The 21142-nt window shown below is 66.3% G+C and carries 17 protein-coding genes; 10 read left to right on the forward strand and 7 right to left on the reverse strand.

Features of this window, described 5'->3' with window-relative positions; all coding sequences use genetic code 11:
* The first annotated feature begins 8 nt into the window (after positions 1–8).
* Complete coding sequence (locus LWH48_RS01730) at positions 9–482, forward strand: GFA family protein (protein WP_232911056.1); 474 nt, start codon at positions 9–11, stop codon at positions 480–482.
* A 72-nt stretch (positions 483–554) separates the two neighbouring features.
* Here the strand turns inward: LWH48_RS01730 and LWH48_RS01735 are convergent, their stop codons facing one another.
* The gene (locus LWH48_RS01735; RefSeq protein WP_232911057.1) at positions 555–2144 is read right to left on the reverse strand and encodes a BCCT family transporter; all 1590 of its coding nucleotides are present in this window, start codon (positions 2142–2144) and stop codon (positions 555–557) included.
* A 152-nt stretch (positions 2145–2296) separates the two neighbouring features.
* Between LWH48_RS01735 and LWH48_RS01740 the strand changes: the two genes are divergently transcribed.
* The gene (locus tag LWH48_RS01740; protein WP_232911058.1) at positions 2297–2974 is read left to right on the forward strand and encodes a TVP38/TMEM64 family protein; all 678 of its coding nucleotides are present in this window, start codon (positions 2297–2299) and stop codon (positions 2972–2974) included.
* A 10-nt stretch (positions 2975–2984) separates the two neighbouring features.
* On the opposite strand, the gene LWH48_RS01745 is transcribed toward LWH48_RS01740, so the two are convergent.
* Entirely contained in the window at positions 2985–3479 is a 495-nt protein-coding gene (locus LWH48_RS01745) for a CIA30 family protein (RefSeq protein ID WP_232911059.1), read from the reverse strand.
* A 174-nt stretch (positions 3480–3653) separates the two neighbouring features.
* On the opposite strand from LWH48_RS01745, the gene LWH48_RS01750 reads away from it, so the two are divergent.
* Entirely contained in the window at positions 3654–5894 is a 2241-nt protein-coding gene (locus LWH48_RS01750) for an OsmC domain/YcaO domain-containing protein (protein WP_232911060.1), read from the forward strand.
* A 60-nt stretch (positions 5895–5954) separates the two neighbouring features.
* Here the strand turns inward: LWH48_RS01750 and LWH48_RS01755 are convergent, their stop codons facing one another.
* Both LWH48_RS01755 and LWH48_RS01760 read right to left on the reverse strand, forming a co-directional pair.
* Positions 5955–6446 (reverse strand): universal stress protein, encoded by a 492-nt coding sequence (locus tag LWH48_RS01755; protein ID WP_161432848.1) that lies wholly within the window; start codon positions 6444–6446, stop codon positions 5955–5957.
* Positions 6418–8037 (reverse strand): BCCT family transporter, encoded by a 1620-nt coding sequence (locus tag LWH48_RS01760; RefSeq protein WP_232911061.1) that lies wholly within the window; start codon positions 8035–8037, stop codon positions 6418–6420. The genes LWH48_RS01755 and LWH48_RS01760 overlap by 29 nt, the downstream gene beginning before the upstream one ends.
* A gap of 380 nt (positions 8038–8417) precedes the next feature.
* On the opposite strand from LWH48_RS01760, the gene LWH48_RS01765 reads away from it, so the two are divergent.
* From LWH48_RS01765 to LWH48_RS01775, 3 genes are all read left to right on the forward strand, one after another.
* Positions 8418–9518, forward strand: a complete 1101-nt coding sequence (locus tag LWH48_RS01765) for an efflux RND transporter periplasmic adaptor subunit (RefSeq protein WP_232911062.1) — start codon at positions 8418–8420, stop codon at positions 9516–9518.
* Positions 9515–12559, forward strand: coding sequence for an efflux RND transporter permease subunit (locus tag LWH48_RS01770; RefSeq protein WP_232911063.1), 3045 nt, complete (start codon positions 9515–9517; stop codon positions 12557–12559). Before LWH48_RS01765 ends, LWH48_RS01770 begins: the two co-directional genes overlap by 4 nt.
* An 81-nt stretch (positions 12560–12640) precedes the next feature.
* On the forward strand, positions 12641–14500 hold the full coding sequence (locus tag LWH48_RS01775; RefSeq protein WP_205743555.1) for an ABC transporter ATP-binding protein: 1860 nt from the start codon (positions 12641–12643) through the stop codon (positions 14498–14500).
* A gap of 480 nt (positions 14501–14980) precedes the next feature.
* On the opposite strand, the gene LWH48_RS01780 is transcribed toward LWH48_RS01775, so the two are convergent.
* A complete protein-coding gene (locus tag LWH48_RS01780) occupies positions 14981–16300 on the reverse strand; it encodes an IS1380 family transposase (RefSeq protein ID WP_232911064.1) in 1320 nt (439 codons plus the stop codon).
* Positions 16301–16688: 388 nt separating this feature from the next.
* Between LWH48_RS01780 and LWH48_RS01785 the strand changes: the two genes are divergently transcribed.
* The 3 genes from LWH48_RS01785 to tehB all read left to right on the forward strand — a co-directional run bounded on the left by LWH48_RS01785 (position 16689) and on the right by tehB (position 18469).
* Positions 16689–17054 (forward strand): MliC family protein, encoded by a 366-nt coding sequence (locus LWH48_RS01785; RefSeq protein WP_232911065.1) that lies wholly within the window; start codon positions 16689–16691, stop codon positions 17052–17054.
* A gap of 59 nt (positions 17055–17113) precedes the next feature.
* On the forward strand, positions 17114–17797 hold the full coding sequence (locus LWH48_RS01790; protein WP_232911066.1) for a DNA-3-methyladenine glycosylase I: 684 nt from the start codon (positions 17114–17116) through the stop codon (positions 17795–17797).
* Positions 17798–17902: 105 nt separating this feature from the next.
* Positions 17903–18469 carry a tellurite resistance methyltransferase TehB gene (tehB, locus tag LWH48_RS01795; protein ID WP_232911067.1) on the forward strand — a complete coding sequence of 189 codons (567 nt, stop codon included), beginning with the start codon at positions 17903–17905 and terminating at the stop codon, positions 18467–18469.
* A gap of 34 nt (positions 18470–18503) precedes the next feature.
* Here tehB and LWH48_RS01800 read toward each other — a convergent pair whose 3' ends face one another.
* On the reverse strand, positions 18504–18854 hold the full coding sequence (locus tag LWH48_RS01800) for an antibiotic biosynthesis monooxygenase family protein (RefSeq protein WP_232911068.1): 351 nt from the start codon (positions 18852–18854) through the stop codon (positions 18504–18506).
* A 185-nt stretch (positions 18855–19039) separates the two neighbouring features.
* Positions 19040–20437 carry an aminotransferase-like domain-containing protein gene (locus tag LWH48_RS01805; protein ID WP_232911069.1) on the reverse strand — a complete coding sequence of 466 codons (1398 nt, stop codon included), beginning with the start codon at positions 20435–20437 and terminating at the stop codon, positions 19040–19042.
* Positions 20438–20532: 95 nt separating this feature from the next.
* On the opposite strand from LWH48_RS01805, the gene LWH48_RS01810 reads away from it, so the two are divergent.
* Complete coding sequence (locus LWH48_RS01810; RefSeq protein WP_232911070.1) at positions 20533–21138, forward strand: LysE family translocator; 606 nt, start codon at positions 20533–20535, stop codon at positions 21136–21138.
* The last annotated feature ends 4 nt before the right edge of the window (positions 21139–21142 follow it).

Genomic DNA, 21142 nt, shown 5'->3' on the forward strand with positions numbered 1-21142 from the left:
GATCGACCATGCGACTCGAAGGCTCCTGCCACTGCGGTGCCGTACGCTTCTCGGTGGACTCGCCCCATCCCTATCCCTACCAGCGCTGCTACTGCTCCATCTGCCGCAAGACCGCGGGAGGCGGCGGCTACGCCATCAACCTTGGTGGGCGCGCCGAGACCCTCGAGGTCCAGGGGGAGGAGAGCAAGGGCATCTACCGCGCCGTCATCGATGGCGAGCAGAGCCCCGGCGAGCGCCATTTCTGCCGACACTGCGCCAGCGCCCTGTGGGTCCATGACCCACGCTGGCCGGAACTGGTGCACCCCTTCGCCTCCGCCATCGACAGCGACCTGCCGATCCCGCCAGAGCGGGTTCACCTGCTGCTGGACAGCAAGGCCGGCTGGGTCGAGGTCGAGGCGCGGGAGAACGACAAGCGCTTCGCCGAATACCCCGAGGAGAGCCTCGCCGAGTGGCACCGGCGGCTGGGGCTCGAGACACCATAACGAGCAGGCAAGAGAAAGGCGGCACCCGACCGGGTGCCGCCTTCAGTGTGTGCACTGACCGCCGGGGGCAGGTCAGTCGGCGTGGGTGGCGGCCGTCGCCGTGGGAGCGATGATGCCCTGTTCCCGCGCCATGGCATAGGCAGCCCGAGGGCCGGCCCACAGCGAGGGCAGCAGCACCAGCGAGACGGGAATCGCGGTGATCACGATGAACTGCTGCAGCGCACCGATCTGCCCCGCGCCCATGTAGAGCAGGATGCCCGCCATCAGCGCCATGGCGATGCCCCAGAAGGCGCGTACCAGCGGGCTCGGCGCGTCGTGGCCGGCGCACACCACGGCGATGGCGTAGCTCATGGAGTCGCCGGTGGTGGCCACGAAGATGCTGGTCAGCAGCAGGATGGCCAGGGCCATCAGGGACCCGCCCGGCAGCGCCTGGGCTACGGTGAGGGTCGCCACGTCGAACTGGAAGTTGTTCAGCGCCTCACTCAGGTCGATCGCCCCGGTCAGCTGGTAGTGGATGCCCGAGCCGCCCAGTAGGGTGAACCAGATCGCGGTAGCCACCGGGGCCATCACCGCCACGGCGAGGATCATCTCGCGGATGGTGCGGCCCCGCGAGATGCGTGCCACGAAGATCGCCATCAGCGGCGCATAGCCGATGAACCAGGCGAAGAAGAATACCGTCCACCACTGCATCCACCAGGCCGGGGCGGTCTCGGCGCTCATGGTGGCCATGGTGAAGAACGATGACAGGTACTCGCCGAAGCCCTGGCTGAAGGCGTTGACCAGGAACAGGGTGGGACCGGCCACCAGGATCACCGCGGCGATGGCCAGCGCCAGGAAGACGTTGAAGCGCGACAGGATCTGGATGCCCTTGTGGATGCCGGTCATCGCCGAGGTGACGTAGACCCCCGCCAGCAGCACCAGGATGCCGAGCTGGGTGGCGTAGCCCTCGCTGACGCCGAACAGCTCGTGCAGGCCGAAGCTCACCTGGGTGGCGAGGAAGCCGATGGGGCCGACGGTGCCCGCGACTACGGCGATCACGCAGCAGGCATCCACCACGCTGCCCAGCGCCCCCTTCATGACGCGCTCGCCCAGCACCGGGTAGAGCAGGGTGCGCGGCTGCAGCGGCTGGCCCTTCACGTAGTGGGCGTGGGCCAGCACGATGGCGGAAAGCGAGCCCAGCACCGCCCAGGCCAGGAAGCCCCAGTGCATGAACGACTGGGCGAGGGCGCCGGCCACCGCCTCGGCGGTGCCCGCCTCGGTGTCGAAGGCCGGCGGGGTCACCACGAAGTGGTAGACCGGCTCGCCCGCGGCGAAGAAGACGCCGCCCCCGGCCAGCAGGGTGCACATGATCATCGACAGCCACTTGAAGGTGCCGATCTGCGGGCTCTCCAGGTTGCCGACCCGGGCACCGGCTGCAGGGGAGATGGCCACGCCGATGGCGATCAGGAAGGTCAGCAGCAGCAGGAGCTGGAAGTAGGTGCCCAGGGTGGCCGCCGTCCAGGCAAAGCCGGCGCTGATGCTGTCGGCCACCAGGTCGATGTCGAAGAGCGACAGGCCGACGAAGGCGACGATGAAGCCAACCGTGAGCAGCAGCACGATGGGGTCGCCGAGACGCGACAGCGCCGAGCCTTTGGAAGACTCAGAAGGGATTTTCGGAGGCATGGGGATGCTCTAGTTGCGTGACTGTGGGCGCCGATGAGCCATGGCGCTGGCTAGAGCGATCGCATTCTAACAACATTAGACTTAGGTCTAAAGGGGTGACCCGCCCCGGCGGCCATGACACCATGCCGGGAATGGATGACCGAGACACACCGATGTTCAACGAGAGTTCCGCCGGACGCCTCTGGCGCTGGGTCGCCATCGGTGCCGCCCTGCTGATGGCCGGTTACCTGTGGATCTGGCACTCGCCGGAGCTGGCCGATGTGCAGCGCTGGGCCGACGAGGCCTCTCACCACCCCGTGGTGATCATCTCGGTGATCGTGATCATGGCGGTGACCCTGGCGATCGGCCTGCCCGGGAGCATCGGGCTGTGGCTGATCGCACCCTTCTACACGCCGCTGGTTGCCACCCTGATGTTGACGGTCGGCAGCGTGGCGGGCGCCCTGGGTGCCTACTATCTCTCTTCCCGCTTCAGCTACCGTTGGACGCCCAGGGGGCTCACTCGCAAGGTCATGGACAAGCTGGAGAGACGCGGTGATTTTCTGACCCAGTGTGCCCTGCGCGTGCTGCCGGGCTTCCCCCACTCTGTGGTCAACTTCGCTGCCGGCCTGCTGCGCCTGCCGCTTTCCACCTTCGTGATGGCGGCCATCATCGGCCTGGCCGCCAAGTGGGCGGTCTACGCCAGCGCCATCTTCGGTGCCCTGGAGGCCATGGAGAGCGAGGAGGCCGTGAGCCCCAACGTGATTTTCCCGCTGGTCGCGCTGACCCTGTTGCTGCTGGCCGGCGCCTGGCTCAGGCGCCGTGTCGAGGCCCAGGGTCACTCGCTGGGATAGGGCGGCTCATTCAGCAGGCATCGAGCCACGCCACTTCGAGCCGAAACGGCCCCGCCTGACGGTCGACGATCATCAGCCCCACCTGGGTGATCCGCGAAGGATCCAGCGCCGGCACCTCCGGGAGTCGTCGCCCCCGGAACATCGCCTCGAAGGCGTGCCAGGGCAGCTCTACGCGCTGCCACTCGTCCCCCTCGGGCCGGAAGCTGGCGCGGTAGGCCGCGCCCTGCGGCAGCTGGTTGGTGTAGAGGCGCAGCTGGTAGGCCCTGCCGTCGCCGCGCACGCGCAGCACGATGCCCGCGGCCTGGCCCAGGTTCATGGCCTCGGGGTCGCGGCGCACCGAGGCGAAGCCGCCGTTGTTCTCGAGCGACGTCTCGCCGCCGAACACCCCGATGCCGTTTTCTGCGTGCAGGCCGCCGCGGGAGACGCCACCCATCACGGCATCGTTGATGGCGCGCCAGCGGGTTGCCTCGCAGGCGTCCTGGAAGTCGATCAGGCGTGCTGTCATTGGGGCCTCCGGGGTCTGCTGTGCCAGGATTCCAGCATGCCTGCCTGGGCCCGCGATGTCTCCTCGGGGGCTGCGCGGTACCAATCCGCCACTTCACCATGACGCCCGGCGGGAAAAACTGGATAATGGCGGGTTTTCTGCCCCCGCGGCCCACGCCAACTCCCCCGGTGCCCCATGGAAATCAAGGTCAACTATCTCGACAACCTCCGCCTGGAGGCCAAGTTCGACGACTTCACGGTCATCTCCGACCAGCCCATCCGCTACAAGGGTGACGGCTCGGCGCCGGGGCCCTTCGACTACTTCCTGGCCTCCTCGGCGATGTGCGCGGCCTACTTCGTCAAGGTCTACTGCAACGCCCGGGATATCCCCACCGAGAACATCCGGCTGTCGCAGAACAACATCGTCGACCCGGAGAACCGTTACAAGCAGATCTTCAAGATCCAGGTGGAGCTGCCGGAGGATATCTCCGACAAGGACCGCCAGGGCATCCTGCGCTCCATCGACCGCTGCACGGTGAAGCGGGTGGTGCAGGAAGGCCCCGAGTTCGACGTCGAGGTGGTCGAGAATATCGACGAGGACGCCCAGGCCATGCTGACGGGTGTGCCCAAGGGCGCCGAGCGCGGCGAGGGCACCTGGATCGAGGGCAAGGACCTGCCGCTGGAACAGACCATCGCCAACATGACCGGGATCCTGGCCGAGCTCGGCATGAAGATCGAGATCGCCTCCTGGCGCAATATCGTGCCCCACGTCTGGTCGCTGCATATCCGCGATGCCGCCTCACCGATGTGTTTCACCAACGGCAAGGGCGCCACCAAGGAGAGTGCGCTCTGTTCGGCGCTGGGCGAGTTCATCGAGCGCACCAACTTCAACTTCTTCTACAACGACCAGTTCTTCGGCGAGCAGATCGCCAACGCCGAGTTCGTCCATTACCCCAACGAGAAGTGGTTCCTGCCGGGGCCCGATGATGCCCTGCCCGAGGGGATCCTCGACGATACCACCCGCGAGATCTACGACCCGGAGGGGGAGCTCTGCGCCTCCCACCTGATCGACACCAACTCCGGCCGGGCCGACCGCGGCATCGTCTCGCTGCCCTTCATGCGCCACTCCGACGGCGAGACGGTCTATTTCCCCTCGAACCTGATCGAGAACCTCTACCTGAGCAACGGCATGAGCGCGGGGAACACCCTGGCCGAGGCCCAGGTGCAGTGTCTCTCGGAGATCTTCGAGCGGGCGGTGAAGAAGCAGATCATCGAGCAGGAGCTGGCTCTGCCCGACGTGCCGGCCGAGGTGCTTCAGCGCTACCCCGAGATTGTCGAGGGCATCGAGGCGCTGGAGGCCCAGGGCTACCCGGTGCTGGTCAAGGATGCCTCGCTGGGCGGCCAGTTCCCGGTGATGTGCGTCACCCTGATGAACCCGAAGACCGGCGGCGTGTTCGCCTCCTTCGGCGCCCATCCGAGCTTCCACGTGGCCCTGGAGCGCACCTTCACCGAGCTGCTCCAGGGGCGCAGCCTGGAGGGCTTCAACGACTTCCCGGCGCCCACCTTCAACTCCATGGCGGTCACCGAGCCCAATAACTACGTGGAGCACTTTATCGACTCCTCCGGGGTGATCTCCTGGCGCTTCTTCAGTTCCCGCTCGGAGATCGCGTTCTGCGACTGGGATTTCACCAGCGGTGGTAGCTACAGCAACGAGGAGGAGAGCGCGGCCCTGTTCGGCATCCTCGAGGAGATGGGGCTGGAGTCCTATGTCGCGGTGCGCGAAGAGCTCGGCGCACCGGTGTGCCGCATCCTGGTGCCCGGTTTCTCCGAGGTCTATCCGGTGGAGGACCTGGTGTGGGACAACACCAATATGGCCCTCGACTACCGTGAGCAGATCCTCAACCTGCATCGCCTGGGCGACGGCGAGCTTGCCGATCTGCTCGAGCGCCTGGAGGAGAGCCAGCTTGACGAACACATGACGATCATTTCGCTGATCGGCATCGAGTTCGACGAGAACACCATCTGGGGCCAGCTCACCATTCTCGAGCTCAAGCTGCTGATCCATCTGGCGTTGGGGCAGCACGAGGAGGCGCTGGAGCGGGTCGAGATGTTCCTGCAGTACAACGACAACAGCGTGGAGCGCAATCTCTTCTACCAGGCGGTGCAGGCGGTGCTGGAGGTCGTGCTGGATGATGAGCTCGAGGTGGAGGACTTCCGCTACAACCTGGGGCGGATGTTCGGCGAGGAGACCATCGAGGCGGTGATCGGCTCGGTGAACGGCAGCGTGCGTTTCCATGGCCTCACCCCGACCAGCATGGCGCTGGAGGGGCTGGAGAAGCATCAACGCCTGATCGAGAGCTACAAGAAGCTGCACGCTGCCCGTGCCGTCCGGGCCGGCATGCGTATGCAGGACGTCTACGCCCCCGCGGACGCCTGAGCGTCGCGGGGCCTTCGTCGAAGATGCGCCGCCGCACAACAGCGCGTGCGGTCGGTTCGGCTAGGGTTCCCGGCTCGGTGGCTCCTGGGGCGGTGGCTCCCCCGTGTCGGCCTGGGCATCGGCCTTCTCCAGCGCCGGCAGTACCAGGACCCGGCACGGTGCGTTCACCGCCACGTACTCCACGGTGGCGCGGCGCAGTGGCCAGCGGCCGCTGCCGCCGCGGGAGACGAGAATCAGCAGATCGGTGCCGAGCTGACCCGCCAGGCCTACCAGCTTTTCGCCGGCGTTGCCGGCCACCACGTGCAGGCTGGCGTCGCGATCCAACGGTAGATACTTGCGCACCAGCAGGTCCAGCGTCTTGCGCACCTCGGCTTCCTTCTGCTCCGGCGCCTCGCCCGTCACATGGGGAAAGAAACCGCCGCCGCCGGGATGATAGGCGCTGGCCAGATGCAGCTCGCCATCCTCTGCCAGCAGCTCCACGGCAGCCTCGATCGCGCACTTGCCTTCGCCATCGTCCTCCGGATCAATGGCGAGCAATAGTTTCTGGTACATCGGTGGTCTCCTGTTTCACCGCGGAAGTGGCCTCGACCTCGGGAAATACTCTCCCCTGGACCAGCGCATCGACGCCGAAGCCGCGATAGTCCGCTCGCAGTGCCCTGAAAAGCGCTATCGCCATGAACACCAGCAGAATGCAGAAGGGCAGGCCCAGCGCGGTGATCACGTTCTGCAGGGCGTCCAGGCCGCCGGCCAGCAGCAGCGTCGCGGCAATCATCCCCTGGGCGACGGCCCAGAAGATCCGCTGGCGAACCAGCGAAGGCTGGTCATCGCGACGGGTCAGCATGTCGATCACCAGCGAGGCGGAATCCGACGAGGTGGTAAAGAAAATCACGATGATGGCCACGCTCAAGGCCGATACCACGCTGGTCAGCGGCAGCCCCTCGAGGAAGGCGAAGATGGCCACCGAGGGATCCTGCTGCACCTGCCCGGCGAGCGTCAGCTGACCGCTCATTTCTGCCTGGATGGCCGAGAGCCCGAAGATGCCGAACCAGACCAGGGTGAAGGCTGTGGGGGCAAACAGCACGCCGGCCACGAACTCGCGAATGGTGCGTCCCCGTGAGATGCGGGCAATGAAGATGCCGACGTAGGGCGCCCAGGAGATGGTCCAGGCCCAGTAGAAGAGGGTCCACTGCCGCTGCCAGTCGGTCTCCTTGTAGGTCTCGGTCCAGAAGGCCAGCCAGGGCAGGGCGCTGAGGTAGTCGCCCACGCTCTGCACCATGCCCTCGGCGATGAATACGCTGGGGCCAGCGAGAAGCACAAAGGCCAGCAGTACCACGGCCAGCAGGATATTGACCTGGGAGAGGCGGCGAACACCCTTGTCCAGCCCGAGTGCGACGGAGGTCGCGGCAATGCCGGTGATGACGGTGATCAGACCGACCTGGACCAGAGGGCTTGAGGGCGCACCGACCAGATAGTTCAGGCCGCTGTTCAGCTGCAGCGTGCCGAGCCCCAGCGACGTGGCCACCCCGAACAGGGTACCCAGCACCGCGATCACATCGATGGTCCAACCCCAGGGCCCGAAGGCCCGCTCTCCCAGGATGGGGTAGAACAGGCTGCTGATGCGCATGGGGAGGTCATGGCGATAGGCAAAGTAACCGATCGCCAGGCCCGGCAGGGCAAAGATGGTCCAGGTGTGCAGGCCGAAGTGGTACAGCGCGAGGGTCATGGCATCGCTGGCCGCCTGCTCCGAGCGTGGCGTGACGCCATCGAAGGGTGGACGGGCGAAGTGGGAAACCGGCTCCGCCACGCCCCAGAACATCAGGATGGTCCCGATGCCGGCGGCGAACAGCATGGTGAACCAGGTCAGGTTGGAGTAGTCGGGACGACTGTCGTCGGCGCCCAGCCGGATATTGCCATAGCGGCTGACGGCCAGGCCGAGCAGGAAGATCAGCAGTGCACTGACCACGAGAATATAGAACCAGCCCAGGTTGGCGGCGACCCAGCCGGTCAGCAGGCCAAAACTGCTGGCAACGGCTTCGTCAAAGGGAATGGCTATCCCGACGAACAGCGCCGCGATGCCGGCCGAGGTGAAGAAGACTCCGGGTATGGTCTGGAGCCCGAGCCGACGCTGTAGCCATGTCAGCACATGCGCCTCCGTTGCGTTAGCAAAGTCCCATAAAATGATCCTGCTACGTTAGCATGGGCGGCAGTGGACTGCAGATACCGAGACACTGAGACACCGGGACAGTCCCGTTTGGGACTGTCCCGAACGATAGCTTGGGGACGACAGCTTCGTTGGTAAATGATATCGCTCCCATATCGGTTACCCGGCGTGGGGGCGATGTCGTTCTCGGCCACGCGCCGACAGGCGGTTGGCTCCCTGAACGCATCTGGTATGATCGTTTCAAATAGATGTTTTAAACCCTTGGTGGCATTACCCGTGGCGTGATTCAGGCCGCCATGGTTCGAGACGTCTCTTGTCCGTTCGCGCGACTCGACTGTCACCGCCACGCCCAAGGATGCGCGATGCAGTCTCCCTTTCGCCCCCTGTTGAAGCCGTTCCTGCCGCTGGCGGCCCTGTTGCTGTTGATCTTGCCATTGCTGACCGGGTGCCAGGATCAGGCGCCCGAGCCATCGGCGACGGACGCGCCGCGCTGGGTCAAGACGGCCCCGCTGTCGGCGAGCTCGGCGCATACGCTGTCGCTCACCGGCGTGCTGCGCGCCCGCTATGAAACGCCCCTGGCCTTTCGGGTCAGCGGCCAGATCGCCACGCGTCACGTCGATGCCGGGCAGCGCGTTAACCAGGGCGAGGTGCTGTTTACCCTCGACCCCAGTGATCTGGAAGAGTCACTTGCCGCCGCTCGGGCGGAGCTTGCCGCTGCCGAGGCGGCGCTGGATGTGGCCGAGGCGGATCTCTCCCGCGACCGGAAGCTACTGGAGAAGGGATATCTCAGCCGCCAGGCCTTCGAGCGTGCCGAGCTGGGGGTGCGCGAGAACAGGACGCGCCGCGAGGCGGCCAGCGCCCGGGTGACCCAGGCGCGAAACGCCCTGGAACATGCGAGCCTGCGCGCCGAGGCCGATGGTGTGCTGATCGATGTCAGCGGCGAACCGGGGCAGGTGGTCGGCGTCGGCCAGGCGGTCGCCAGGCTGGCCCAGGAGGGGCCGCGCGAGGTCGAGGTCAACTTCCCCGCTCGGTCGCGGCCGCCCCAGACGGGCGAGCTGCTGGTGGGGGAGCGGCGCATCCCCCTGACCCGCCGCGAGGTGGCGGGGGCGGCCGATCCGGCCAGCCGTACCTGGCGCGCTCGCTATCGATTGGAGGCGCCGCTCGAGGAGCGCAGCCTGGGGGATGTGGTCCAGACACGTTTTACCCTGCCGGATGCCACAGCGCAGGCGCGCTTTCAGGTGCCGGTGGCGGCGCTGGATGAGCGCGGCGAGGGCCCCAGGCTATGGCAGGTCGTGGAGGGGGAGGCGCAGCCGCTGCCGGTGACGCTGGAACAGGTGACCCGCGAGCACGCCTGGGTCAGCGGTGACGGGCTCGAGGCCGGGCAGGCGGTGATCAGCCTGGGGACCCATCTGCTCACGGCAGGCATGGCGGTGCGGCCGCTGGACGCGAAGGAGGCGCCGTGAGCTTTCCCAACCTCTCGGCGCTGGCGGTTCGTGAGCGGGCCGTCACGCTGTTCTTCCTGATACTGGCGCTGCTGGCGGGGGCCTATGCCTTCGCCTCCCTGGGGCGAGCGGAGGACCCAGACTTCACCGTACGAGTGATGATGGTCTCCGCGGCCTGGCCCGGTGCCTCGCCGGAAGAGATCCAGGAGAGCGTGGTGGACCCGCTGGAGAAGCGCATCCAGGAGGTCGACGATCTCTACCGCATCGAGACAACCATCCGCCCCGGGCGCGCCGATCTCAAGGTGGAGTTCGAGGATACCGTGCCCGGCGAGGCGATAACCGAGCGCTTCTATCAGGTGCGTCGTCGCATGCAGGACGCCGCCCCCACTCTGCCCGAGGGCGTATTGGGGCCGATGATCAATGAGGACTTCGGCGACGTCTACTTCTCCTTGGCGGCCTTGACCGCGCCCGGCATGCCGATGCGTGAGCTGCTGCGCGAGGCCGAGGAGATTCGGGACCGGTTGCAGCGCGTCGAGGGGGTCAACAAGGCCGAGGTGCTGGGCGAGCGCCAGGAGCGCATGCATGTCGACTTCGACCTGGCCCGGCTGCAGAGCCTGGGGATCTCCCCCGAGGCCGTCTTCTCCGCCATTCAGGCGCATAACCGGCTGGTGCCTGCCGGGCGCATCGACACCCGGGGGCCGCGCCTCTATCTGCGCCTGACCAATGATCTGTCGGAGCCCGAGGCGCTGGCCGATGTGCCGATCCGTATCGGTGAGCGGCTGATTCGCCTGGGCGATATCGCCGAGATCTCGCGGGGCTACGAGGACCCACCCAGCTACCTGGTGCGTGCCTTCGGTGAAGAGGGACTGCTGCTGGGGGTAGTGATGGAGCAGGGCGTCAATGGCCTGGCGTTTGGCGATCGCCTGGACGCCTTCTGGCAGCAGGAGCGCAGGCGCCTGCCGCTGGGCATGTCCCTCGAGGTGATGACCAACCAGGCCGATGCCATCGCCGGAGCCGTGAATCTCTTCCAGGTAAAGTTCCTGGTCGCCGTGCTGGTGGTGATGCTGGTCACCATGCTGGCGGTCGGACTGCGCGCCGGCATCGTGGTGGGGATCGCCATTCCGATCACGCTGGCGCTGACCTTCGTGACGATGCTGGCGATGGGGATCAATCTGGACCGCGTCACCCTCGGCGCCCTGATTATCGCCCTCGGGCTGCTGGTCGACGATGCCATCATTGCCCTGGAGATGATGATCGTGAAGATGGAGGCGGGCTGGAATCGGCTCGATGCGGCCACCCACGCCTGGAACGTTACCGCGGCGCCGATGCTGTTCGGCACCCTGGTCACGGTGGCGGGCTTCGTTCCGATCGGCTTTGCCCAGTCAGCCGTGGGCGAGTACACCGGCAATATCTTCTGGGTGCTGTGTGTCTCGCTGCTGCTGTCGTGGATCGTGGCGGTGGTCTTCACCCCCTACCTGGGCGTCAAGCTGCTGCCCGAGCAGACGGCGGGCCATGGCCAGCACGAGGCCTATCAGTCGCGAGGCTATCGTCGCCTGCGCGGGATCATCAGTGCCTGCGTGCGCTTTCGCAAGAGCGTGGTCGCGCTTACGGTGGCGCTGCTGGTGGCGGCCGCCGCCGGCCTGGCCGTGCCGGTAGAGAAGCAGTTCTTCCCCAGCTCCGACCGTCCCGAGGTGCTGGTCAGCGTCTACCACCCCCAGGGCACGGCCATCGGCGCCACCGATGCGACGACGCGGCGTATCGAGGCGTTGATCGGCGAGGCCGAGGGGGTGGCGTCACTCTCCGCCTATGTCGGGGCCGGCGCTCCACGCTTCTTTATCTCCGCCAACCCCGAACAGCCGAACCCGGCGTTTGCCAAGCTGATTGCGGTGACCGAGGGGGTCGAGGCGCGGGAGCGGCTGATCGAGAGACTCAACGAGCATATCGCCGCCGGTGACTTCCCCGAGGCGCGCGTCCGTGTGCAGAAGCTGCTCTACGGGCCACCGGTCGACTGGCCGGTCAGCATTCGCGTGCTGGGCGATGACCCCGATCGCCTGCGCGAGATCGGCCATCAGGTGCGTGAGGTAATGGCTGAGCATGCCGCGACACGCGACCCCCATCTGGAGTGGGACGAGCGGGTCCCGCGGCTGCACCTGGCGATCGATCATCACCGGCTGCAGCTGGTCGGATTGACCCCGGACGAGGTGGCGCGTCAGCTGCAGTTCCAGCTGGATGGCATGACCATCACCGAACTGCGCGACGGTATTCGCCTGGTGCCTGCCGTGGGGCGTGGGGCGCAGACCGACAGCGTTGATCTGCCGAGCCTGGAGATCCTCAATCGCGAGGGGCGGCGCATACCATTGGCTCAGCTGGGCGAGCTGGAGACCCTCTTCGAGGAGCCGGTGATCCGGCGCATCGACCGCCAGCCGTTCCTGGCCGTCAACGCCGAGATCGAGGGTGCCCAGCCCAACGACGTGACCCGGGAGGTCTGGCAGGCGCTGGGCGAGCTGCGTGAACACCTGCCCGCCGGCTATCAACTGCAGATCGGCGGCTCGGTGGAGCAGTCGGCCAAGGCGGAGGCCTCGATTCAGGCCCTGCAGCCGCTGATGGTGGTGCTGATGCTGGTCTTTATCATGCTGCAGATGCGCTCCTTCGCCGGAACCTTTATCGTTATGGCGACGGCCCCGCTGGGGCTGATCGGAGCGGTGGCGGCACTGCTGCTGTTCAACCAGCCGTTCGGCTTCGTGGCCACCCTGGGGCTGATCGGCCTGGCGGGGATCCTGATGCGCAATACCCTGATCCTGACCCAGCAGGTGGCGGATAACGTCAGATCCGAGATGACGATGCGCGATGCCGTGGTGGAGGCGGCCGTGCAGCGGGCCCGCCCGGTGATATTGACTGCGCTGGCGGCGATATTCGCCTTTATCCCGCTGACCCTGGACAGCTTCTGGGGGCCGCTGGCCTATGTGTTGATCGGTGGCGTGGCCGTCGGCACCCTGATCACCCTGTTCTTCGTGCCCGCGCTCTATGCTCTGGGGTATCGCATTGCCCCGCAGGCAGAATGACGCGGGTCTGGTCGTATCATCAAACTCCTGGGCTCACCCATCGGCGGGGCTCAGGCCATTTCATGCCATCGGATGGTTGTCATGCTTCGCGCCGTCTTGCGCTATTTCGAAACCCGAGTGAACCCCTATCCCGAGGGTAGTCGGGGCACACCCCCCAGGGGACTGTTCGCCTTTATTCTGCACTTCTCCCGGCCAGTGCTGTCGCTGCTGATCGTGATGTCGCTGCTGACGGCGCTGGTCTCCGCGGCGGAGGTCATCTTCTTCCACTATATGGGGGAGCTGGTGGACTGGCTGGCCGGTGCCGAGCGCGCGGGCTTCTTCGCCGAGCATGGCTGGCGTCTGGCCGGCATGGCGGCGCTGGTGGTGGTCGTGTTGCCGCTGCTCACCCTGCTGCAGGCACTGGTGACCCAGCAGAGCGTCTTCGGCAACTACCCGATGATCGGGCGCTGGCTGGCGCATCGCCATATGCTGGGTCAGAGCCTCGCCTTCTACCAGGACGAGTTTGCCGGGCGGGTCTCCCAGAAGGTGATGCAGACGGCGCTGGCAATTCGCGAGACGGTAATGAAACTGATGGACCTGATGGTCTATGTGTTGGTCTATTTCGTTGGCGCCATGCTGCTGATGGGTAGCGCCGAGCCCTGGCTGATGCTGCCGCTGGTGGCGTGGCTTGCCGGCTATCTCGCCATCATGTGGGTCTTTGTGCCGCGCCTGCGGGCGGTCTCCATGGCGCAGGCCGACGCCCGGGCGGTGATGACCGGGCGCATCGTCGACAGCTACAGCAATATCCAGACCATCAAGCTCTTCGCCGATACCCGTCGCGAGGAGGCGTATGCCCGGGACGCCATGGAGGGCTTCATGACCACGGTGCATCGCCAGATGCGTCTGGCCACCGGCCTGACCGTCAGCCTGACCCTGCTCAACTCCCTGCTGCTGACCGGGGTGGCGGCGGCGGTCATCGGCGCCTGGTATCTGGAGGCGGTGTCGCTGGGTGTCATCGCCGTGGCCATTGCCCTGGTGATGCGTATCCGCTTCATGTCCGACTGGATTCTCTGGGAGGTGGCGAGCCTGTTCGAGAACATCGGCACCGTGCAGGATGGCCTCAACACCATCGCTCGAGAGCCGGCGGTCAGGGATGCGCAGGACGCCACGGCGCTGGCGGTGCCCAGGGGCGAGATCCATTTCGAGGCGCTGCGCTTCGGTTATGAGCGTCCGGACGGGGAGGGGAGGCGGGTCTTCGATGGCCTCGAGCTGGCCATCGCCCCCGGCGAGAAGGTGGGGCTGATCGGCCGCTCCGGGGCGGGCAAGTCGACGCTCGCCAATCTGTTGCTGCGCTTCTACGACCTGGAGGGCGGGCGGATCCTGATCGACGGTCAGGATATCGCCGGGGTGACCCAGGAGTCACTGCGCCGCCATATCGGCATGGTCACCCAGGACACCTCGCTGCTTCACCGCTCGCTGCGTGACAATATTCGCTATGGCAGTCCCGAGGCGAGCGAGGAGGCGATTCACGAGGCGGTGCGCCGCGCTCACGCCGATACCTTTATCGATGAGCTGGTGGACCCGCAGGGTCGCCGCGGCCTGGATGCCCATGTGGGCGAGCGGGGCGTGAAGCTCTCCGGCGGCCAGCGCCAGCGCATCGCCATCGCCCGGGTGCTGCTCAAGAACGCGCCGATCCTGGTACTCGACGAGGCCACCTCGGCGCTGGACTCCGAGGTGGAGTCGGCAATTCAGGAGCAGCTCTATACGCTGATGGAGGGCAAGACGGTGATCGCCATCGCCCATCGCCTCTCCACCATCGCCATGCTCGACCGCCTGGTGGTCATCGATGAGGGGCGCATCGTGGAGAGCGGCACCCACCGCGAACTGCTGGAGCGGGATGGTCTCTATGCCGCCCTGTGGCGGCGCCAGTCCGGCGGTTTTATCGGGGTGGAAGTGCCCTGACCAGAGAGCGGCCCTGGGGCCATTTTCGAATTCACGATAAGCGAGCAAGATGAAACGGCGAATTGTCCCTGGAGTGCTGACATCCCTGGTGGGGGGCGCGCTACTGGTCTGGTGGCTAACCTACGGGACACACCTTCCCGTTTACCGCTGGCCCGGGGAGGCCTTTCAAGGGCTGGCCTTTTTCCTTGGTTGGGGGCTCGGGGTGCCCGAGGCGCTTGCCTACCTATTGGCTGGCCTGGCCTTTCCCGCCGTGTTGGTCGTGTGCTTTATTCCCGGTTACCGGGCAGCGTGCTGTCTTGAGAAGCAGCGCTAACCCGGATGTTGCACCGGGCCGGCCAGACGCTCCCAGATCTCAGGCTCGGTGAAGACATTGGCGCTACGGGCTTGAGATTGGCTATTTCTTGATCAATTTTCTGCGCTCAGGACGCACTGCCCCCAACCCCCATGTGTTTTCTGTGCCGGGGACAGCACGCCGCGGCGCTATCCCGGCACCAGCTTGCTGGCCAGCTTCAGGAAGAGGTCCTGCTCCGGGTACTGGCTGCTCAACATCAGCCGAATCGTGCGCGTGTTGCGGGTGATGACAGCGCCGATCTTCAGCAGCTTCAGGCGGAGGGTGTTGACCTGGGCCTGGGCGAAGGCGGTGCGCTTGAGGTAGATCCGGCGTAGCCGCTCCAGCAGCAGGTAGGCCAACCCCGACAGCAGCAGTCGGTACTGGTTGGGCCACCATTCGTGGCAGCTGGTGCGGTCGGAGAACAGGAACTGCTGCTCCTTGATACGGTTTTCCATCTCGCCTCGGGCACAGTAGCGGTGGTCATAGAGCCACTCGGCGCTGCAGCCGCGCAGGCTGGTGACCACATAGCGGGTGTTGAAGCCACGCCGGCTGGTCTCGGACTTGACGATGACCTTGCGTCGACGCTCCTTCCAGCTCTTGGCAGCGTACTCGATGAAGCCGAAGACACGCTCCTTCTCCCAACTCTTCTCGAAGCGGATAGCCGACGTGTAGTCGATGTCCAGAGCCAGCTTGGCCAAGCGCTTGTTGCCGGCGAGGCCGATGATGTAATCGACGCCGTGGCGGTCGCACCAATTAAGGATCAGCGGACGGCAGAATCCGCTGTCGCCTCGGAAGACGATCTTCACCTCAGGCCACGCCTGGCGCAGCCGCCGGACCAACAGGGCGAGGATGGCGCCGGCGTGGTGAGCGGCATCCAGCGAGGCCGGACGCAGGTAGCTGACCAGCAGCTGGTCGCCACAGAATACGAACAGCGGCAGGAAGATGTAGTGGTTGTAGTAGCCGTTGAAGTGCCGCCCGAGCTGCTGGCCATGCACCCGATCGTCGGTGGCATCGAAGTCGAGGTAGAGCGGTTTCTTGGGTGGCCGCCGGAACGAGCGGATGAACTGCTCGATCATCTCTTCGTGGATGGTGATCGCCCAGTCCCGGTCGGCTTGCTGCTCGAAGCGGCACAAGGTGGACTGACTGGCCAGCACGCCATCGGTATCGACGGCGGTCTGCAGGGCGATATCGTGACGCAGGGCCTGGTGGTCATTGAGATCCTCATAGCCCAGCGCCAGGCCGAACACGCGCTGCCGGACCAGGGTTTCGGTGCGATGCAGGCAGCGCTGAGCGTCGCGCTCGTCGCTGAGCCGGCGAGCGACGGCGCGGGTCAGGCCCATCTCGCGATCGAGCTGCCTCAGCAGCAGGATACCGCCGTCGGAAGTGACATCACCGCCATCGAAACGGGCGATGACCTGACGGCCTTTACAGCGTGGAAAGGAAGCGGACGGCGTGGTACATTTTGTCATGGCGGCTGTAGCGGTTGATTCTGGATTAGGCCCTTGAATCATAACCGATTTTCAGCCGCCTTTTTCATGTCTGATGCAATATCCAGGCTAAGTGTCGTCCATATCGCACAAAGTGGCCTCCATACCTTTGATCAGGGGTATCGCAGTTACCGACAGGGTGGATAGTGAAAGGCGCCGGGGACAGGTCGGAGAGGGGGGCCGAGGACCAGGGATGGCCGAGGTAGCCTACAAGGAAGTACTCGTAGCGCCCCCTCGAAGGCCTGTTGCCGGAATAGCCTTAAGCGGTACTGCCATCTGCGATAGCCCTTTGCCTCTGATTTGCTGCGTTGGGGGCGCCGCAGTAGCATGCGGAATTTCGTATTAAATCCCTATGGAAACCAAGGCTATTATGAAAACCCTGACTCTCGTTTCGATCGCTTCCCTCCTGCTTGTTGCGGGCTGCACCACTTCACCGCAGGAGAGTGGGGATGCCCATAAGCAGCAGGCCTCCTCTGGGTCTTCCATGCAGCAGTACCAGTGCGAGAGCGGTGAAACGATCGCTGCCGCGTATCCCGATAGCGACAGCGCGACGATCGAGTATCAGGGAAACCGTCACGATATGCAGATCGCGGTCTCCGCCAGCGGCGCACGCTATGTGGGCGGCGGGCTGGAGTGGTGGACAAAGGGCACCGGCCCCGGCGCCGAGGGCATGCTGCTACAGCATAAAGCGGATGGCACCTCGGGTGAGATCATCGAGAATTGCACGGCGCGCTGATCATGCGTTGATCGCGTGGTTGTAGAGGACGGGGATGGCAAAAACTGAACGGAGCCACCATGGCACTTGATTACCGCTGGCTCCAGGACACGGTTCGCGACCGCTTCGACTCCGACGACGCCATGGAGGCCTTCCTGCCCAGGCCGCTGACGCCCGACCAGCTGAAGCAGCTGGGGGATGATCGCTACCTCTCCGCCATAAGCCTGCGAGTGTTTCGCGCCGGCATGCAGCACTCGGTGGTGGATGCCCGCTGGCCCGCCTTCGAGGAGGCCTTCTGGGGCTTCGAGCCCGAGACCCTGGTGCTGCTCACCCCGGAGCAGCTCGAGGGCTTCATGCAGGATGAGCGTCTCATCCGCCATCGAACCAAGATGCAGACCATCCCCCGCAACGCCCAGTTCATCCTGGATATTCGACAGGAGCACGGTGGAACCTTCGCCGAATTCATCGCCGACTGGCCGAGCAGCGACATCGTCGGCCTGTGGCGCCTGCTGGCCAGGCGAGGCGCTCGCCTGGGCGGACGCTCGGCGGCAGGCTTCCTGCGCTTGGTCGGCAAGGACACCTTCCTGCTCACCAGCGACGTGGTGGCCCGTCTGGCCGCCGCCGGCATCGTCGACCAGGCCCCCACCAGCCAGCGCGACAAACAGCGAGTGCAGGACGCCTTCAACGCGCTTCAAGAGACTTCCGGCAGGCCGCTCTGCCAGCTCTCGGCGATGCTCTCCTTGACGATCAACCCCAGGTTCTAGCGAGAGCCGATGACCCGAGCCTTCACCGTGTGGTCGGTTGCTGTTTCGCTGCGCCATGAAAAGAGTAAAATCAATGCTCTTTATGGAAAGGCAGGGGAAGATACGATGTCGTCAGATCTGAACAGCCGCTATGGCCTGAATCCCGCGCACAGCGAAGTGGTCGAGACATGCCGGCAGGTGGCGCCGTGCCGCGCCCTGGACATGGGCTGCTCCAACGGGCGCAACGCCCTCTACCTGAGCCAGCTTGGCTTCGACGTGACCGCGGTGGACAACAACCCCGGCGCCATCGACATGTTGCAGCAGATCGTCAGCCGCGAGGGGATCGAGAATATCGATGCCCAGGTCTACGACCTCAATCGTGCCGACTTGGACAAGGATTACGGGCTGATCGTCTGCACCGTCACCCTGATGTTCCTCGACCCTGCGCGTGTCGAAGCGGTGATCGCCGACATGCAGGAGCACACCCTGCCCGGGGGCTACAACACCATCGTCTGCGCCATGGACACCGAGGCCTATCCCTGTCCGGTGGGCTTCCCCTTCACCCTGGGGGAGGGGCAGCTGCGCGAGGCCTACGCGGGGTGGGAGCTGGTCAAGTACAACGAGGACGTCGGGACCATGCACAATGGCGCGCGGTTGCAGTTCGCCACCCTGCTGGCGCGAAAGTCCGAGTAGCCGCAGAGGGCGTCAAGGAGGGGAGCGCTCGGTATCAGCCCTGGTCGTGCCGTTCGCGGCTGTCGGCCGGCGCCTGCTCGCGGTCGTGCATGCCGTAGTCGCGGATCACCCCGGCCACGCGCAGGCGGTAGTCGGCGAAGACCTCCTGCCGGCCCTTGGCCTGGGCGGCACGGTGGCGCTCCACCCGGCGCCATTCGGCGATGGCCTCCTCGTCTCGCCAGAAGGAGAGCGAGAGCAGCTTGCCCGGCTGGGCCAGGCTCTCGAAGCGCTCGATGGAGATGAAGCCATCGATCTCCGCCAGCAGCGGGCGCAGGCCGGCGGCGATGTCGAGATAGTGGTCGCGCTGGTCGGGGTGGGGCTCGACTTCGAAGATGACGGCGATCATGGCGGCTCCTGGTGAACGAACACATATCGCGCCAGGGTGCGGATGGCGGGGATGCCGACGCGGCCCCTGGCGGGCACTCCCCCTGAACCTAACCCCACCGGGCCCCCGAGTCACTCACCCGGCTCGGGGGCCTGGCGCTGTGGCGCTGCCATGGGCGGACTCGTGCCGGGGGTATCCGGCGGCGGTCAGAGCGTGCGCCAGGGGATCGGCGGGGGCGCCTGCAGGGTCTCCTTCACTGCCTTCAATGCCTGGGCCAGCGCCTCCCGCGAGCGGGCCCCGCCCAGGCAGAGCCGCACCGCCTGGGGCGCCGGCTCGCTGCCCACGCAGAAGGGCTCCGGGCCGGTCAGGCGCACGCCGCGCTCCTCCAGGGCGGCGAGCAGTTCGGCGGCGCGCAGCCCCTCCGGCAGCGTCAGCCAGAGGTTGTTGCCGTGGGGCCGCCCGGTCGGGGCGTACTCCCCCAGCCATCGGCGGGCCAGGCGATGGCGCTCGGCCTGCTCCTCGATCTGCCAGGCCAGCAGGCACTCGGCATCGTCGCTCTCCACGCAGCGGCAGACGGCCTCCACCATCAAGGGCGGCACCATCCAGCTCTGGGCGCGCACCGCCGCACCCAGCGGCTCCTGCAGCGCCTCGGGCACCCGCAGGGCGCCGATGCGCAGCCCGCCCGCCAGCACCTTGGCGGAGCTGAAGGCGAACAGGGTGCGCTCCGGGGCCAGCCGGAAGAGAGGGGTGCCGCGCTCGGCCTCCGGCAGGTACTGCACACCATCCTCCAGGATCCAGAACTCGTGCTGCCGGGCCAGCGCCGCCAGGCGCTCGCGCCGGTCCTCGCTCAGCACGGCGCCGGTGGGGTTGTTCTGGTCAGGGGTGACGTAGACCAGCCGCGGCGGCTGCTGGGCACACAGCCGCGCCAGGGCCTCCATGTCCATGCCGGCGTCGTCCAGGGGCACGGCCAGCGTCTTGAGGTGCGCCTGGCGGGCGGCGCCGATCAGCCCGGGGTAGGTGAGGGCATCGGCGGCGATCCGCTCGCCGGGGCGCGTCAACGCCCGCAGCGTCAGGTCGATGCCGTGCTGGCCCCCCTGGGTGATCACGAGCGCCTCCGGCGCGACCGGCATGCCCAGGCGGGTCATCCAGGCGGCGAGGCGCTCGCGGTGCCCCGCCAGGCCGCGCTCCAGCTGATAGGCCACGGCGCGCTCCAGCGCCGCGCGATCCTCGGCGATCCCGGCCAGCGCCTGGCCCAGCAGCGAGGCGCGCAGCGCATGGGGCGGCGGCAGACTCAGGCTCAGGTCGACCAGGCCCTCGTCCTCCGCCGAGGCGGAGGCCAGGAAGGGGGAGGCGTTCGTCTGCTCGGCGCCGCGCACATAGGTGCCGCTGCCCACCCGGGCGGTGACCCAGCCCTGACGCTCGGCCTCGGCATAGGCGCGCGACACCGTGCCCACGGTGACGCCCAAGGCATCCGCCAGGTGGCGCTGGGGCGGCAGCTTCTCGCCCGGGGCCAGCTCGCCGGCCTGGATGGCCCGGGCGATCGACTCGGCGATGGCCCGGTAGCGGGGGCCCTCGGCATCGAGCCGGGGTGTCCAGATTGTCATGGTGACAATAAAACCTTTGACGCCAGGATTGTGCCCATTAAGCTGAAAATTCACGGGCAGTATCGACAATAATCCCTAAATTGTATGGGTGCAATATGCTTGAAGCGGTGGCGTTCCTGGGGCCGGCGACCCTCTACATGATCTCCATGACCATCACCCCGGGCCCCAACAACGTGATGCTCACTGCCTCCGGGGCCAACTTCGGCTTCCTGCGGACCCTGCCGCACATGCTGGGCATCCTGGGGGGCTGCTTCCTGCTCTTCGCCGGCATCGCCCTGGGGCTGGGCCTGCTCTTCGAGCGCTACCCGCTGGTGCAGACGATCCTGCGGGTGGTAGGTAGCGGCTACCTGCTCTACCTGGCCTGGCGTATCGCCACGGCGCCGCCGCCGGACCTGCGTCGGCGCGGCGAGGGGCGTCCGCTAAGCTTCTGGCAGGCGGCGGCCTTCCAGTTCGCCAACCCCAAGGCCTGGGTGATGGGGCTGGCGCTGATGGCGGGCTTCCTGCCCGGCGAGGGCAATACCCTGGTCAATGCCCTGCTGCTGGCCGGCTTTGCCGAGCTGGTGGCGCTGCCCTGCATCGCGCTCTGGGCGGGTTTCGGCATGGCGATCGGCCGCTGGCTCGACACGCCCCGCGCCTGGCGGGTCTTCAACGGCGTGATGGGGGCGCTCACCGCCGCCTGCGTGATCTTTATCCTGGGATGATAGG

This window comes from Halomonas sp. G15 (genome assembly GCF_021282295.1).
GTDB classification, from domain to species: Bacteria; Pseudomonadota; Gammaproteobacteria; order Pseudomonadales; family Halomonadaceae; genus Halomonas; species Halomonas alimentaria.

Bases quoted from the DNA above. Each gene is read 5' to 3' on its own strand.
- LWH48_RS01810 (WP_232911070.1), top strand. From the start codon at position 20,533: ATGCTTGAAGCGGTGGCGTTCCTGGGGCCGGCGACCCTCTACATGATC.
- LWH48_RS01765 (WP_232911062.1), top strand. From the start codon at position 8,418: ATGCAGTCTCCCTTTCGCCCCCTGTTGAAGCCGTTCCTGCCGCTGGCG.
- LWH48_RS01755 (WP_161432848.1), bottom strand. From the start codon at position 6,446: ATGTACCAGAAACTATTGCTCGCCATTGATCCGGAGGACGATGGCGAA.
- LWH48_RS01805 (WP_232911069.1), bottom strand. From the start codon at position 20,437: ATGACAATCTGGACACCCCGGCTCGATGCCGAGGGCCCCCGCTACCGG.
- LWH48_RS01775 (WP_205743555.1), top strand. From the start codon at position 12,641: ATGCTTCGCGCCGTCTTGCGCTATTTCGAAACCCGAGTGAACCCCTAT.
- LWH48_RS01745 (WP_232911059.1), bottom strand. From the start codon at position 3,479: ATGACAGCACGCCTGATCGACTTCCAGGACGCCTGCGAGGCAACCCGC.
- LWH48_RS01730 (WP_232911056.1), top strand. From the start codon at position 9: ATGCGACTCGAAGGCTCCTGCCACTGCGGTGCCGTACGCTTCTCGGTG.
- tehB (WP_232911067.1), top strand. From the start codon at position 17,903: ATGTCGTCAGATCTGAACAGCCGCTATGGCCTGAATCCCGCGCACAGC.
- LWH48_RS01785 (WP_232911065.1), top strand. From the start codon at position 16,689: ATGAAAACCCTGACTCTCGTTTCGATCGCTTCCCTCCTGCTTGTTGCG.
- LWH48_RS01750 (WP_232911060.1), top strand. From the start codon at position 3,654: ATGGAAATCAAGGTCAACTATCTCGACAACCTCCGCCTGGAGGCCAAG.
- LWH48_RS01800 (WP_232911068.1), bottom strand. From the start codon at position 18,854: ATGATCGCCGTCATCTTCGAAGTCGAGCCCCACCCCGACCAGCGCGAC.
- LWH48_RS01740 (WP_232911058.1), top strand. From the start codon at position 2,297: ATGTTCAACGAGAGTTCCGCCGGACGCCTCTGGCGCTGGGTCGCCATC.
- LWH48_RS01735 (WP_232911057.1), bottom strand. From the start codon at position 2,144: ATGCCTCCGAAAATCCCTTCTGAGTCTTCCAAAGGCTCGGCGCTGTCG.
- LWH48_RS01780 (WP_232911064.1), bottom strand. From the start codon at position 16,300: ATGACAAAATGTACCACGCCGTCCGCTTCCTTTCCACGCTGTAAAGGC.
- LWH48_RS01790 (WP_232911066.1), top strand. From the start codon at position 17,114: ATGGCACTTGATTACCGCTGGCTCCAGGACACGGTTCGCGACCGCTTC.